Annotated in this window: 14 protein-coding genes; 1 reads left to right on the forward strand and 13 read right to left on the reverse strand. The window is 70.4% G+C overall.

What is annotated here, in order from left to right:
• Nucleotides 1-24: 24 nt before the first annotated feature.
• From IEZ15_RS20265 to IEZ15_RS20290, 6 genes are all read right to left on the reverse strand, one after another.
• Nucleotides 25-222 (reverse strand): hypothetical protein, encoded by a 198-nt coding sequence (locus tag IEZ15_RS20265; protein WP_093893721.1) that lies wholly within the window; start codon nt 220-222, stop codon nt 25-27.
• 423 nt (nt 223-645) lie between these two features.
• Entirely contained in the window at nt 646-2,160 is a 1,515-nt protein-coding gene (locus tag IEZ15_RS20270; RefSeq protein WP_189278681.1) for a DUF7059 domain-containing protein, read from the reverse strand.
• Between the two features lie 92 nt (nt 2,161-2,252).
• Nucleotides 2,253-2,870 carry a small secreted protein gene (locus IEZ15_RS20275; protein WP_189278683.1) on the reverse strand — a complete coding sequence of 206 codons (618 nt, stop codon included), beginning with the start codon at nt 2,868-2,870 and terminating at the stop codon, nt 2,253-2,255.
• A gap of 305 nt (nt 2,871-3,175) precedes the next feature.
• Nucleotides 3,176-5,617: a sodium-translocating pyrophosphatase gene (locus IEZ15_RS20280; RefSeq protein ID WP_189278684.1), complete on the reverse strand. Its 2,442-nt coding sequence runs from the start codon at nt 5,615-5,617 to the stop codon at nt 3,176-3,178.
• A 294-nt stretch (nt 5,618-5,911) separates the two neighbouring features.
• On the reverse strand, nt 5,912-6,376 hold the full coding sequence (locus tag IEZ15_RS20285) for an ATP-binding protein (RefSeq protein WP_189278686.1): 465 nt from the start codon (nt 6,374-6,376) through the stop codon (nt 5,912-5,914).
• 420 nt (nt 6,377-6,796) lie between these two features.
• A complete protein-coding gene (locus tag IEZ15_RS20290) occupies nt 6,797-7,150 on the reverse strand; it encodes an STAS domain-containing protein (protein ID WP_003967428.1) in 354 nt (117 codons plus the stop codon).
• 78 nt (nt 7,151-7,228) lie between these two features.
• On the opposite strand from IEZ15_RS20290, the gene sftH reads away from it, so the two are divergent.
• Entirely contained in the window at nt 7,229-9,766 is a 2,538-nt protein-coding gene (sftH, locus tag IEZ15_RS20295; protein ID WP_229845993.1) for a DEAD/DEAH box helicase, read from the forward strand.
• Here the strand turns inward: sftH and IEZ15_RS20300 are convergent.
• The 7 genes from IEZ15_RS20300 to ssd form a co-directional block, all read right to left on the reverse strand.
• Complete coding sequence (locus tag IEZ15_RS20300; RefSeq protein WP_189278690.1) at nt 9,648-10,154, reverse strand: Rv3654c family TadE-like protein; 507 nt, start codon at nt 10,152-10,154, stop codon at nt 9,648-9,650. The two genes, sftH and IEZ15_RS20300, sit on opposite strands and share 119 nt — an antisense overlap.
• Complete coding sequence (locus tag IEZ15_RS20305) at nt 10,151-10,561, reverse strand: TadE family type IV pilus minor pilin (RefSeq protein WP_189278692.1); 411 nt, start codon at nt 10,559-10,561, stop codon at nt 10,151-10,153. Before IEZ15_RS20305 ends, IEZ15_RS20300 begins: the two co-directional genes overlap by 4 nt.
• Nucleotides 10,548-10,748 (reverse strand): DUF4244 domain-containing protein, encoded by a 201-nt coding sequence (locus IEZ15_RS20310; protein ID WP_189278694.1) that lies wholly within the window; start codon nt 10,746-10,748, stop codon nt 10,548-10,550. Before IEZ15_RS20310 ends, IEZ15_RS20305 begins: the two co-directional genes overlap by 14 nt.
• A 59-nt stretch (nt 10,749-10,807) precedes the next feature.
• The gene (locus IEZ15_RS20315) at nt 10,808-11,602 is read right to left on the reverse strand and encodes a type II secretion system F family protein (RefSeq protein WP_189278696.1); all 795 of its coding nucleotides are present in this window, start codon (nt 11,600-11,602) and stop codon (nt 10,808-10,810) included.
• Nucleotides 11,599-12,396, reverse strand: a complete 798-nt coding sequence (locus IEZ15_RS20320) for a type II secretion system F family protein (protein ID WP_189278824.1) — start codon at nt 12,394-12,396, stop codon at nt 11,599-11,601. The genes IEZ15_RS20315 and IEZ15_RS20320 overlap by 4 nt, the downstream gene beginning before the upstream one ends.
• An 80-nt stretch (nt 12,397-12,476) precedes the next feature.
• Nucleotides 12,477-13,625 carry a TadA family conjugal transfer-associated ATPase gene (locus IEZ15_RS20325; protein WP_114245260.1) on the reverse strand — a complete coding sequence of 383 codons (1,149 nt, stop codon included), beginning with the start codon at nt 13,623-13,625 and terminating at the stop codon, nt 12,477-12,479.
• Complete coding sequence (gene ssd / locus IEZ15_RS20330; protein ID WP_229846012.1) at nt 13,622-14,683, reverse strand: septum site-determining protein Ssd; 1,062 nt, start codon at nt 14,681-14,683, stop codon at nt 13,622-13,624. The genes IEZ15_RS20325 and ssd overlap by 4 nt, the downstream gene beginning before the upstream one ends.
• Nucleotides 14,684-15,224: the final 541 nt, after the last annotated feature.

The following is a 15,224-nucleotide window of genomic DNA, read 5'->3' on the forward strand; positions in this document are numbered from 1 at the left end:
GGCCCGGTACCGGCGGGGAGTGGATCAGATGCGGGTGAAGCACCACACACCGAGGACGAGAAAAAGTACGCCGAACACAGTGGCGAGAGCGGCGGACGCGACGGGGCTCACACCGTGCGCCACCGGCGCGCGGTGCAGCACTCGCGCTCCCGTCCACAGCAGCAGCGCGGCGCCGAACAGCGCGAATGCTGTTCCGGCGAAGACCGCAGGTCCGCTCTCCATGTCCGTACGCCTCCCTGTCCCTGCTCGGCCGGGGCCTGTGCCATCCGGTCAGGGGGAGGCTGCCACCCCAGGGCGTCGTGCACGCAAACCCCCGGTGAATGGCCGGATTCACACATCGCGGAAGCGCGGGACCGAGGCCCTGGGGCAACACCGGTCCATGAGCCAACCGGAATCCACAGCCCCCGCGGCGGACCGTCGGTGGTGAGCGTGAAGACGCTGGTGGCGAGCCCGTTCATTACGTACGGCAGCACGCGCCCGGGCCAGAACGGAGCCCGGTGCCGGAGACAGCTGCGGTGGCGGAGTCAGCAGCCGCCCCACCCCGGGGCCGGGGCTGAGACCTGGGCTGAGACCTGGGCTGAGACCTGGGCTGAGACCTGGGCTGAGACCTGGGCTGAGACCAGGACCAGGACCAGAGCAACGCCGTCAGCTCGCCGTCGGCACCGGGTCCAGGAAGCCCTCCTCCACCAGCAGTCGGATCGCCTGCGGGGTGCGGTCGCGCAGCAGCACCGGGTCCTCGTTCATCAACTGGGCGATCGCGTCAAGGATCCGGCCCGCGGGCAGCGTTCCGTCGCACACGCCCGCGAAGCCCGCGCCGACGGCGTCGACCTTCGTCGCACGCCGCATGCCGCGGTTCTGACGGAGCACCACATGCTCGGGGTCCTCCGCGCCCGGCAGCCCGACCTGCTCCTGGACGACCTCGGCGGCAAGCGCGAAATGGCCGGCCAGGAGCGCCGCGTCGTCCTGTTCGCGGAGGTAGTCCTGGCGGGCGAAGTGGGCCTGGACGGCCGGTCCGAGCGGCTGCTCCACCGCGTGCGGCCACTCCTCGATCACGACGGACGGGTTCCCGGCGGCAGCCGCGGCGGACTTCCGCAGGGTGATCCAGCCGAAGCCGACGCCCTTGGTCTTGCGGGCCTCGAACTCGTCCAGCCAGGCGTCGTACCGTGCGGCGTACTCGGCGGGGTCCGTGCGGTGGTCGCCGCTGTCGCGCAGCCACAGCTCCGCGTACTGCGTGACGTCCTGGACCTCGCGCTGCACGATCCAGGCGTCGCAGCCGTGAGGCACCCAGGAACTCAGCCGGTTCTGCCACTCCTCGCCCTCGATGTGCTGCCAGTTGGCGAGGAAGTGGGCGTATCCGCCTTCGTTCAATCGGTCGCCCGACTGCTGCACCAGGGTCCGGCACAGATCGTCGCCGCCCATGCCGCCGTCGCGGTAGGTGAGGCGGGCGCCGGGCGAGATGACGAACGGCGGGTTGGAGACGATCAGGTCGTACGTCTCGGTTCCGACCGGCTCGTACAGGGAACCCTGGCGCAGCTCGGCCGGGGCGGCTCCGGACAGGGCGAGCGTCAGCCGGGTGAAGTCCAGCGCACGCGGGTTGAGGTCGGTGGCCGTGACCCGGGTGGCGTGCTGCGAGGCGTGCAGCGCCTGGATGCCGGAGCCCGTACCGACATCGAGCGCGGAGGCGACAGGCGTGCGGACAGTGATCCCGGCGAGTGTGGTGGACGCCCCGCCGACTCCGAGGACCACGCCCTCCTCGCGCGAACCGATGCCGCCCGCGCCGCCGACCGCGCAGCCCAGGTCGGAGACGATGTACCAGTCCTGCCCCTCGGGCCCGCTGTAGGGGCGTACGTCGACCGTGGCCCGCACCTCGTCGCCGGTCCGGGTCACCCAGCCGTCCTCGATGCACTCGGCCAGTGGGAGCGCGACGCGGGCCCGCTCGTACGGGACGGACTGCTGGAGCAGGAAAAGCCGCACCAGTATTTCGAGCGGGGAGTCCCCCCTGGTGGCGCGCAGCGCCGGAACCGTCTCGCTGCGGGCGAGCGCGGCATAGGCCGGCGCACCGAGCAGGTCGAGGAGCCCATCGGCGGTGAAGGCGGCGGCGAGCAGGGCTTCGCGGAGCCGGGGCGAACGGTCGGGCGCGGGGAGACTGGTCGTACTCACCCACCCATTGTGGCCGCTACCGCTGACAACGGCAGCGGCCCGGCGCCCACCGGGGCCGCCGTGCCGTCCGTACAACCACTGCTTCCGCCCGGTTACGACTTCTTGCTGGGCGAGGCGGACGGGGAGGCCGGCTTCGAGGGAGCGGTATTCGGCGGCACCGAGGCCGTCGGCTTCTGGCAGCCCTCCTGCTTCGCCATCGCGGCGCCGACCTCGCCGGACTGGAGCTTCTTCAGCGCCTCGTCACCACTGGTGCCGATCTTGTTCAGCTCGTCCGCGATGCCCTTGAGACCGTCGGCGAACTTCGCCTGGTCCTTCGTGTTGAGGGCGTCGACCTTCTTCTGCAGGTTCGCGTACGCCGCGGAGGAGGCGTTGAGCTCCTTCACGGCCTCCTTCTGCGTGGTCTCGCCGCCGTCGACCGGCGGCGCGCCCGCCGAATCGACAGCCGCGCCCAGCGCCTTGTACGCCTGCGAGATCTGCTGGAAGGCGGCCGAGTCGGTCTTCTGGACATCGGCGGGCTTGCTGTTGTCGGCGGTCTGCTGCTGGATGGCGGCGTTGGCGTTCGCGATCTTCTGCAGTTGGGGCTGGACCTGGTCGCAGACCTTCTTGGCCCAGGCGTTCACCTTGTCGCTGTTGTCGTCGCTGCTGCAGCCCGACAGCGTAAGTACCAGTACCGCACCGCCGGACAGCGCGGCCGCAAGCTTCTTGTTCACCGGATCGGTCCCTTCCAAGGCTCTCGGCCCCGGAACTTACACGTCGAGCGCCCTCCATCCGGGTGCCGGACGTCCGATGAGTTGCCTTTTGCAGCCATTTGCACCAAGGGAAATGAGGGAGATACAACTCACCCACACAGCCCTCGGGACGCTGGAGCACCTGCACGAGCAAGCACACGGACGGGCGTACCGGCCGGCATGCCGACACCAGAACGGACCGGGCGGACGACACATCAGAGTGCGTCGCCCGCCCGGTCGTTGAGCCGGGGCCGGCTACATGCCACCAGCCTCTTCCCGTCGCCGCTTCATGAAACAGCCGCCTGGTCGGCCGGTTTGGCGGGTCCCCCGCCACTGTCAGCGGGGTCCTCCTCATCCCCCACGGCGATCCCGCGCCGTTTGGAGACGTAGACCGCGCCGATGATGACGGCGACGGCGAGCACCGCCACCACCGCTCGTACGCCGACGCTCGCGTCCTGCCCGTAGCTGAACTGCACCACCGCCGGGGCGATGAGCAGCGCGACCAGGTTCATCACCTTGAGCAAGGGGTTGATCGCCGGTCCTGCCGTGTCCTTGAACGGGTCGCCGACCGTGTCCCCGATGACGGTCGCGGCATGGGCCTCGCTGCCCTTGCCGCCGTGATGACCGTCCTCGACGAGCTTCTTGGCGTTGTCCCACGCACCACCGGAGTTGGCCAGGAAGACCGCCATCAGCGTGCCGGTACCGATGGCGCCCGCGAGATACGAACCCAGCGCCCCGACGCCGAGCGTGAACCCGACGGCGATCGGCGCCAGTACGGCGAGCAGGCCGGGCGTGGCGAGCTCGCGCAGGGCGTCCTTGGTGCAGATGTCGACGACGCGCCCGTACTCCGGCTTCTCGCTGTAGTCCATGATCCCGGGATGCTCGCGGAACTGCCGGCGTACCTCGTAGACCACGGATCCGGCGGACCGGGACACCGCGTTGATCGCCAGCCCGGAGAAGAGGAAGACGACCGCGGCACCGAGGATCAGGCCCACCAGGTTGTTGGGTTGCGAGATGTCCAGACTGAGTGTCATCCCCCCGGCCTTGGCCCCCACGCCGTCGACCGCGGTGGCGATCGCGTCGCGGTACGAACCGAAGAGCGCCGACGCCGCCAGGACGGCGGTGGCGATGGCGATGCCCTTGGTGATGGCCTTTGTGGTGTTGCCGACGGCATCCAGGTCGGTGAGGACCTGAGCACCGGCGCCCGTGACGTCACCGGACATCTCCGCGATGCCCTGCGCGTTGTCGGAGACCGGGCCGAAGGTGTCCATGGCAACGATGACACCGACGGTGGTGAGCAGCCCGGTCCCCGCCAGGGCCACCGCGAAGAGCGCCAGTATGATCGACGTACCGCCGAGCAGGAACGCCCCGTAGACGCCCAGACCGATCAGTAGTGCCGTGTAGACGGCGGACTCCAGGCCGATGGCGATACCGGCAAGTACAACGGTGGCCGGCCCGGTCAGCGAGGACTTGCCGATGTCCCTGACGGGCCGCCGGTTGGTCTCGGTGAAGTAGCCGGTCAGCTGCTGGATCAGGGCGGCCAGCACGATGCCGATGGCGACGGCGACCAGGGCGAAGACCCGCGGGTCGCCGCCGTGCGAGGAGATGGCGGTGTCGGTGACGCCGTCCAGATCCGCGTACGAGGACGGCAGGTAGACGAAGACCGCCACGGCCACGAGGACGAGCGAGATCACCGCGGAGATGAAGAATCCGCGGTTGATGGCGGTCATCCCGCTGCGGTCGGCGCGCCGCGGGGCGACCGCGAAGATCCCGATCATCGCGGTGACCACGCCGATCGCCGGGACGATCAGCGGGAAGGCCAGCCCGGAGTCGCCGAAGGCGGCCTTGCCGAGGATGAGCGCCGCGACGAGCGTCACGGCGTACGACTCGAAGAGGTCGGCCGCCATGCCCGCGCAGTCACCGACGTTGTCGCCCACGTTGTCGGCGATGGTGGCGGCATTGCGTGGGTCGTCCTCCGGGATGCCCTGCTCCACCTTGCCGACGAGGTCGGCGCCGACGTCCGCGGCCTTGGTGAAGATACCGCCTCCGACCCTCATGAACATGGCGATCAGCGCGGCGCCGAGACCGAAGCCCTCCAGCACCTTGGGCGCGTCGGCGGCATAGACGAGGACGACACAGGAAGCACCGAGCAGCCCGAGGCCCACGGTGATCATTCCGACCACGCCGCCGGTACGAAAAGCGATCTTCATCGCCTTGTGCGAAACAGCGGTGAGATCCCTTTCGGGTTCCCCTTCCGCGGGAGTCGCCTCACGCGCAGCAGCAGCCACACGGACATTACTGCGTACGGCAAGCCGCATCCCGATGTATCCGGTGGCCGCCGAGAAAAGCGCACCCACCAGGAAGAACAACGAACGGCCCGCGCGCTGCGACCAGTTGTCGGCCGGAAGCAGCAGAAGCAGGAAGAAGACCACGACGGCAAAGATGCCGACGGTGCGCAGCTGCCGGGCCAGATAGGCATTGGCGCCCTCCTGGACGGCTGCCGCGATCTCCTTCATGCGGTCGGTGCCCTCACCGGCCGCCAGCACCTGGCGCACCAGCAGCCGGGCGACGACCAGTGCGGCGATGGCGACGACCGCGACGGCGATCACGATGACGCGGTTTTCATCGGTGAGTACCGCGGCCGCGAGAGATGCGGGTCGACCGGAAGGTGTGGAAAGTGCGGAATCTTGCGTCAGTCCTGCCAGTGGGGTGTTGAAGAACTCCGCCATACGTCCTCCTTGACGCTCAGCGCTCAAGACGTGGACGGATTGTAGGGAGCGGGAGCTGATCAAAACAGTGCGCGGTAAATGTAATTGACCTTAACGGCGGATCGGCAAATGATCGCGGTCACGGATCGACCCGAATGCAGTAATGGGGCAGGCACATTTTCCGTAGACCAATGATCACACAGAAATGAAAAAAGGCCCTGCTCAGCAGGGCCCAAAAGAGGGATCAAGAAATGGATCGGGGGATGACTTCGGAGGAATCGGGACGGTCGGACCGCCCGTGACGCCTGCGGCGCCTCAGGGAAGCACCGTCACGGGCGTCTTCGGCCAGCTCATGCGGATCACTCCGCCGTTGGCCCCCGATCTGACTTCCACATCATCGACGAGGCCGCTGATGACTGCGAGACCCATCTCGTCCTCGCCGTCGGCGTCGGCCTCGGAATCCGGACCGTCGAGTCCCACGCCGGGCGTGGCGCCGCGTGTTGCTGCGGGAGCGGGCTCGGCACCCGGCCCGGGCACCTCGTCGCCGACCTCGATGGAGAAGGACTTCTCCTCCTCGGTCAGAACGACGGAGACGGGAGCGGTGATGCCATGGCTGCGGTGCAGCCCGACTGCGCGGCTGCAGGCTTCACCGACGGCGAGTCTGACCTCGTCGAGCACGGCTTCATCGACCCCCGCCCGGCGCGCCACGGCGGCTGCCACGAGGCGGGCCGTCCTGACGTGTTCGGGCTGGGCGCTGAAGCGGAGTTCAACGGTGGCCATGCGATCCCCCTCAGACGTACGGGCGTGCATCCCAGGGGACCCGGGCGGGCTGCCCGACACCCCTGCTCTTCTTCCAGTCTTCTTCCAGTCTTGTTCCGGAACCGGCGAAGCCGTCGGCCGACCGGCTTGGTCGCCGACCTCCGGCCCACTGACGGACAGGCTGTCGACTGACCGACAGGCGCCCGAACCGGCAGACGGCCTGTTCCCGAGCGGCCGAATGCCGAACAGCCGACCGTCAAGCAGTCGGCCGACAGACCGGACGCCGACCGGTTGCTCAGCGGTCGGGGTACTGGATACCCAGATCCCGACCACTGACTGCCCGACCGGCCGACTGCCTGGCTGAGGCAATCGGCGGTCAGGCCGCCCGCCGGTCACGGCTACCGGTGCACCGACCGTGCCGAACCGGCCGCGGACCGACCGTCAGTCGGTGGCCGCAACTGCCTCGTCGACCGTGGTGTGAATCGGGAACACCTTGGTCAGACCAGTGATCCGGAAGATCTTGAGAATGCGCTCCTGGTTGCAGACCAGGCGCAACGAGCCCTCATGGGCCCGGACACGCTTCAGGCCGCCCACGAGCACGCCGAGGCCGGTGGAGTCGAGAAAGTCGACTCCCTCCATGTCGACAACCAGGTGGTAGCTGCCGTCATTCACCAACTCGACCAACTGCTCGCGCAGCTTGGGCGCGGTATACACATCAATCTCGCCACCGACCTCGACGACCGTACGGTCGCCACCAGGGCCGGACACATTGCGAGTCGACAAGGACAGGTCCACGGATCCTCCAGCACCTTGCTATCGAGCGGTCGCCCCTCGGTCTCCCCGGCGGAGCCAGGGGACGGATCGCCAGCCGCGATGGCATTCAATCACTTACCAGCAGCCATGCACGACGCCTTGGGACCATTGTCCGTCATGCCAGTGACACACTCGGTGCCGATGGCCAAGAATCACCGCCCCAGTCGACCACCCGAGAACAGGGACTCCCGCCCCTCTCCCGCCATGGTCCTCGACCGGCTCGCCGCAGCGGCGGGCCGGTCCGCGCGCATCACTCATACGGAGCACTTGCCCCCGCGTACGGGAACCCATGCCATCTGGCCCGATCGCATCCGGCCAGAAGTGATCGCCGCGATCCGAAAAGTCGGAATCGACCACCCTTGGGCACACCAGGCGGCCGCCGCCGAGCATGCCCTGGACGGCGAATCCGTGGTCATCGCCACCGGCACGGCGTCCGGCAAGTCGCTCGCCTACCTCGCCCCGGTACTCACCGCACTGCTCGACGGCTCCGAGGCCCCGAACGGCCGTGGCGCGACCGCCCTGTATCTCGCCCCCACCAAGGCCCTGGCCGCCGATCAGAGGCGAGCGGTGAAGGAACTCGCGGCGCCGCTCGGCAACGCCATCAGGCCCGCGGTCTACGACGGCGACACCCCGGTCGAGGAACGCGAGTGGGTGCGCCAGTACGCCAACTACGTCCTGACCAACCCCGACATGCTCCACCGCGGAATACTCCCGTCCCACCCCCGCTGGTCCTCCTTCCTGCGCACCCTGCGCTTCGTCGTCATCGACGAGTGCCACACCTACCGGGGTGTCTTCGGCTCCCACGTCGCCCAGGTGGTGCGCCGGCTACGCCGTCTGTGCGCCCGCTACGGAGCGAATCCGGTCTTCCTTCTCGCCTCGGCCACCGCGGCGGAGCCCTCCGTCGCGGCGGGCCGCCTCACCGGTCTCCCGGTCAAGGAGGTCGCCGACGACGCCTCGCCGCGCGGCGAAATGATCTTCGCCCTGTGGGAGCCGCCCCTCACCGAGCTGCATGGCGAGAAGGGCGCGCCCGTGCGCCGTACCGCCACTGCCGAGACAGCCGACCTCCTCACCGATCTGACCGTCCAGGGCGTCCGCTCGGTCGCCTTCGTGCGCTCCCGGCGCGGCGCCGAACTGATCTCCGTCATCGCCAAGGAACGCCTCGCCGAGGTGGACCGCTCCCTGCCTGCCCGGGTCGCCGCCTACCGCGGGGGTTATCTCCCCGAGGAACGCCGCGCCCTGGAGCGCGCCCTGCACTCCGGCCGACTGCTCGGCCTGGCCGCCACCACCGCCCTCGAACTCGGCGTCGATGTCTCCGGCCTGGACGCCGTCGTCATCGCGGGCTATCCCGGCACCAGGGCGTCGCTGTGGCAGCAGGCGGGCCGCGCCGGACGCTCCGGCCAGGGTGCCCTGGCGATCCTGGTGGCCCGCGACGACCCGTTGGACACCTTCCTTGTCCACCATCCCGAGGCGCTCTTCCAACAGCCCGTGGAGTCGACCGTCCTCGACCCGGACAACCCGTACGTCCTCGCCCCGCACCTGTGTGCCGCCGCTGCAGAGCTCCCGCTCACCGAGTCCGATCTGGAGCTCTTCGGCCCGGCCGTGGCCGAACTGCTGCCGCAGCTGGAGGCAGCGAAGCTGCTGCGCAAACGGGCATCGGGCTGGCACTGGACCCGCCGCGAGCGCGCCGCCGATCTCACCGACATCCGCGGCGAGGGCGGCCGCCCCGTCCAGATCGTCGAGGAGGGCACCGGCCGGCTGCTGGGCACCGTCGACGAACCGGCCGCGCACACCGCCGTCCACGAAGGCGCCGTCCACCTCCACCAGGGCCGCACCTATCTGGTCCGGAAGCTGGACCTGGAGGACTCGGTGGCCCTGGTCGAGGAGGCCAACCCGCCGTACTCGACGACCGCACGCGACACCACCGCCATCGCCGTCCTGGAGACCGACACCGAGATCCCGTGGGGCGACGGACGGCTCTGCTACGGCTCCGTGGAAGTCACCAACCAGGTCGTCTCCTTCCTGCGTCGCAAACTGATCACCGGCGAGGTCCTCGGCGAGACCAAGCTGGATCTGCCGCCCCGCACTCTGCGCACGCGCGCCGTGTGGTGGACGGTCACGCAGGACCAGCTCGACACCGCCCGTATCAACCCGGAGATCCTGGGCGGCGCCTTGCATGCCGCGGAGCACGCATCGATCGGGATGCTGCCGCTCTTCGCCACCTGCGACCGATGGGACATCGGTGGCGTCTCCGTGCCGTTGCACCCGGACACCCTGCTGCCCACGGTCTTCGTGTACGACGGTCATCCGGGCGGTGCCGGATTCGCCGAGCGGGCCTTCCACACCGCCCGTACGTGGCTGACCGCGACCCGCCAGGCCATCGCGTCCTGCGAATGCGAAGCGGGCTGCCCGTCCTGCATCCAATCCCCCAAGTGCGGCAACGGCAACGATCCGCTGCACAAGCGGGGCGCCGTGCGCCTCCTCAGCGAACTCCTCCGGTCCGCTCCGCCGGACCCGGGGGAGCCGGGCCCTCCGGAACTGTCGGAGGCGACGGATCCGGAGAGCCGGGAGCAGCCGCCGAAGGACCGGCCCGGGACCTGACCGCCGGTTCGTACGGCCCGAAACTCGCCCGGGCCGTCACATCGGCGATCTCCCCACGCACCGTGCACCGCACCACCACCGCCCCCTGTGCCGCGGCCACCTCCTCGGCCGCCCCGCACGCCTCCCCGGGCCCTTGCAGGGCCCGGTCGGCCGCGGCCAAGGCTGCCAGGTCCGCCGCACCGCCGGCCCGGTGCCGGGCGACCATCACCTGTCCGAGCGCCAGCACGACCGCGAACACCGCGCACAACGTGGCCGTGGTCATCGCCACCCACACCGTCGCCAGGCCTCTGTCCCGGTCCGGGGCCCGACCTCGATTCGGACCGTGATCCCCGCTCCTGTGCAGCCACCCGAGGACGGCCTTCCGGGCTCCCCCTCCTGTCCCGGTCATGGCGTCACCCCCACAGTGTCCTCTGCAAGTGCTGCCGCATCCGCATGGAGCTTGAAGGCCAGTGGGCCGGGTCCGGGCATCGGCGCCGCCACTCGTACCCGCCACAGCTCCCCGGTCCGCTCCATCGCGACTTCGGCCCCACCGGGTGCCGCCGAACGAGTGGCTTCCAGCACCTGTGCCTCCGGTTCCGAGCGGGCCGCCGCCCTCGCCCCGGCCCTGGCCGCGTCCACGCAGCGGATCTGGGCGGAGGCGGCCATCAGCGCCCAGACCAGCGCCAGGGCGAACACCACCAGCACCGGAATCGCCATGGCCGCTTCCGCCGTCACCGCCCCCCGGTCTCCACCCCCGCACACGGTCCTGGAACGACCTCCGGCGCACGCCCCGGAACTGCTCCTAGAACTTCGCATCGAGCGCGTCCTTGAGCAGTGACTGCAGTGCGGACATGACCGGCTGGCTGGTGACCACCTTGTAGAGCACCGCCGCGAACGCACAGGCCGCGATTGTCCCCACCGCATATTCGGATGTCGTCATTCCGTTGTCCGACCGGACTCGGCGCGCCATGCTCCGCACCCAGCCCCTGATTCGCTGTGCCATTTCAACCCCCCGCGAAATACATAATTCATATCGCATAGATACTTACTAGTACTTTTCTGTCACCCGTTGTGAAGCAGGCCGGTCGCCAGACCGATCACCACCGGCGCCACCCCGACCGCCAGGAAAGCGGGCAGAAAACAGAGCCCGACCGGTGCGGTGATCAGCACGCCTGCCCGCTGGGCGCGCGCCACGGCCGCGCTCGCCCGCTCCGCCCGCATCGCCTCGGCGAGCCGCGCCACCGGCTCCGCCGCCGGAGCCCCGGTCGACCCCGCCCGGTCCAGGCAGCGGGACAGCGCACCCGCGCCCGGTATCTCCCCGAACCGCCCCCAGGCCACCGCAGGTTCACCACCGAGCCGGATCTCCGCGGCCGTCCGCGCCAGACGCACGCCGACCGGTCCGCCCAGCGACTCCCCCACCGCCTCCGCCGCTTCTCGGGGCCCGGCTCCGGCAGAAATGCAGGCCGCCAAGAGGTCCGCCGCCAACGGGAGTTGCCGCGAGACCTGCGCCGCTTCCACAGCGCCGACCCCCGGTTCGCGGCTGCGCCGGGCCCGCTGCCACCTCCAGGCGCCGTACGCCCCTGCCAGCCCGGTAGCGAACCCCGGCAGGCCGCCGATCAGGACCACGCCTGTCGCCAAAGCACCCAGTGGCGCAATCCATTCCTTCACCCGGGCGCCGGAAACCGTCCGCCCGCGCCGACGCTTCTCCAGGCCGATGGCCAGCAGCACCGCACCCCGACGGTGTACCGTCCGCCTCTGCCGCCGTCCCGCCAGGGCGAGGGCCAGATACGCAGCCGCGCCCAGAACCGCCCACGCTGCCGCCGCCCGGTGGACGACTTCGCCGGTGACCCCGTTCACGCCGCCTCCCCCGCCCGTACGATCCGGCCGGCCCAACAAAGCCCGGCCGCCTCCAGCAACCCACCCGCCACCAGACAGACCAGCCCGGCGGGCGTGTGCAGCAGCACCCTCAGCGGATCGGCCCCGAGCGCCGCCCCCAGCCCCAGACCCAGCACCGGCAGCAGCGCGAGCACGGCCACCGTCGACCAGGCACCGGCCAGTTGGGCCCGTAACTCCTCCCGTCTGCGTCGCTCCGCCCGCAGCGCACCCTCCAGGCGGTCCAGGCCCGCCGCGAGCCCGGTCCCGCCGTCCACCGCCACCCGCCAACAGGCCGCCACCCCGGCAAGCCCGTCCAGACCCGGCTCCCGAGCCGCCTGCCCGAGCGTCCCCGGCACATCGCCGCCGAACCGCGCCGCAGCGGACACAGCGGCCTCCGCCGTTCCCATCACCCCGGTCCCGCGGACAGCGACGAGCAACGCCTGCCCCGGCTCGTGCCCGGCCCGCAGCTCACCCACGACGGCACCGCACAACTCCACCACCCCATCGGCCCGGCGTTCCCGCTCCTGCGTCAGGGCCCGTCCCCGCAGCCACCGCCGCACCAGCGGCACCGCCACCACCACCGCCAGCACCGGCAGCACGGATTCCCCCAGCACGGCAATGGCCAGCGCCACCGGCAGACAGAGCCACTCCCGCCGCGCCCGCAACCGCTCCTGGAACCAAGCCCGAATCCGCTCCCAGCGCTCACGCAGCGGCGACTCCACCGCCCTGTCGACGAACAGCACCCGCGCTCGCCGACGCCCCTGGTCCTGCACCATCACCAGCCAGGCCGCCACCCCGACGCACAAGACCGCCGCAAAGCTCGCGCCGGCCGACAGACCCACCGCCGTGCCACCGTTCACAGCGCACCCCCGGTCATCGACCGCAGCCGCCCCCAGCCCCGCTCCTGCACAAATCCGTCGATACCCCAGCGCAGTGCCGGCACGGTCACCACCAGCCCGGCCGCATCCCGCTCCAGGACCTGTACCTCGGCGATCCGCCGCTGTCCGGCCCGGTCCCGTACGAGATGGACCACCACCGACAGCGCGGCCGCCAACTGGCTGTGAAGTGCTGCCCGGTCCAGTCCCGCCGCCGTCCCCAACGCCTCAAGGCGGGCCGGGACGTGCTCGGCTGCATTGGCATGAACCGTCCCGCAGCCGCCCTCGTGGCCGGTGTTCAGCGCGGCCAGCAGTTCGGTGACCTCGGCGCCCCGCACCTCCCCGACCACCAGTCGGTCGGGCCGCATCCGCAGCGCCTGCCGCACCAGGTCCTTCAGAGTCACTCGTCCCGCCCCCTCCTGGTTGGCAGGGCGCGACTCCAGGCGCACCACATGCGGATGGTCCGGCCGCAGCTCCGCCGAGTCCTCGGCGAGCACGATTCGCTCACGCTCCCCGACCGCACCCAGCAGACTCGACAAGAGGGTCGTCTTCCCAGCCCCCGTCCCCCCACTGATCAGATACGAGACCCGGGCTTCCACCAACGCCCTCAGTACCCGGTCACCACCCGGCGGCACGGTCCCCGCCGCGACCAGCTCCGTCAGCGAGAAGGCCCTGGGCCGCACCACCCGCAGCGACAGGCACGTCGAGCCGACGGACACCGGCGGCAGCACAGCATGCATACGGGTGCCGTCCGGCAGCCGGGCGTCCACCCAGGGCCGGGCGTCGTCCAGCCGCCGCCCCGCCACGGCCGCCAGCCGCTGTGCCAGCCTGCGCACCGCAGCAGCGTCCGGAAAGGTCACCCCGGTGAGTTCGAGCCCGCCGCCCCGGTCCACCCACACCCGGTCCGGCGCGGAGACCAGGACATCTGTCACGGCCGGGTCGGCGAGCAGCGGTTCCAGCACCCCGGTGCCGACCAGCTCGCCACGCAACTCATCGGCCGCGCCGAGCACTTCGGCATCGCCGAGCAGCCGTCCCTGGGCCCGAAGAGCTGCCGCGACCCCGGCCGGGGTCGGCGCCGCGCCGCTCTGTGCCAGCCGTTGCCGCACGGCGTCAAGCAGCGTCTCCGTCACGACGCACCCCCACCGGCGCGTCCCCCTGCACCCTCCGGGACGAGTGCCCGCTCCCAGAACGCCGCGCAGAACCTGGCCAGTGGACCGCGCGCATTGCCGCCGGGTGGCGCGCCGCCCTCCTGGGTGGCCAGCAATCCGGAGTCGAGTGGGAGTTCACCGGCAAGCGGCAGCCCCAGCGCCTGCGCCACCCACCGCTCGTCGAGGCCCGCCGCGTACGGGCCGCGGGCCACCACCCGCAGGTCGTCCAGCACCATCCCGGCCATCGACGCCACCCGCTTCGCCGCCGCGACTGCGCGAAGCTCTCCGGGAACCACCAACAGCCCGAGATCCAGCTGCGCAAGCGCCTCGGCCACCGACTCGTCGACCCTGCGCGGCAGGTCGACGACCACCACCCCGCCGAGCCTGCGCGCGGCAGCCAGCACGGCCTGCATGGCCTGTGGCGGAATGACCACCCAGTCGTCGCGGCCCCAGCTGAGCACCCGCAGACCGTGCAGTGCGGGCAGCGACTCCTCCAGTGCGCCTCCACCGACCCGCCCTTTGGAATGGACGAAATCCGGCCACCTCATTCCCTCGGCCCGTTCGCCACCGAGCAGTACATCGATGCCCCCGCCGAGCGGGTCACCGTCGATCAGCATGGTCCGCCGTCCGGCCCTGGCCGCGGTCACCGCGAGGGCGCAGGCCAGTGTGGATGCACCGGATCCGCCCCGTCCGCCGATCACCCCGACGGTGAGTGCCGGCCGGCCCACGCCTTCCGCCGCATTGGCGATCTGATCGACGAGCCACCCCTCCGAATCGGGCAGCCTCAGCACATATTCGGCCCCGATCTCCACGGCGCGGCGCCAGACATCCGGGGCGTCCTGGTCCCGGCCTACGAGCATCACACCGCGCCTGCGCGCCGCTCCGCGGCACCGCTGGGCGGCATCGTCCCCCACGAGAACCATCGGGGCCTGCTCCCAGCCGCCTCTGCGTTCGGGCAACGAGTGATGAACTTCTGGTTCCGCTCCGGCGGCCGCGCACAGCCGCAGCAGATCGTCGAGGAGTTCCACATCCTCGGTCACGATCAACGGTCCGCCCCGCCGCACCCCGACGGTCGGCAGACGATCCCGTGCGATGGATTCAGCCACGATCTCCGCCCCCTTCTCACTGCACCTTCATCGCGGTTCGCGGTGATCCCGGAACGTTCCGAGATCGGCGATTCCGCAAGCCGCGGACTTCGCGGCTGGAATCACCGTGCAGCGCTTCGGGAAATCGTGTGGATCTTGCTCAAAAACTGTGGACAACTCTGCCGTTGTGAATATCTCTGTCGCTCATACCGGCGACTTCCGGAGAGCAGCACTTCCGCTACGCACCGTGACGAGTCAAGATGGTGAGAGATGGAACGAGAAGCGGGCCATCACGGCCGAAATGGAGGCAGAGTGCTTGATTCCGAATGGCAGAAACGCGTCCGGACATGCGACGACCCCCGCCGGGGGGGAGAGCGGGGGTCGTCCCCACGGCCGACTCGGGGGGGGGAGGAGCCGGACCGGGTTAGCACGGTCGCGAACGATCCGTGACTTCCATGGTGTACCCGAGAGCCTTCTCAGGCAAACCCACGCGCCA

The organism is Streptomyces atratus (genome assembly GCF_014648655.1).
Taxonomy (GTDB): Bacteria; Actinomycetota; Actinomycetes; order Streptomycetales; family Streptomycetaceae; genus Streptomyces; species Streptomyces atratus.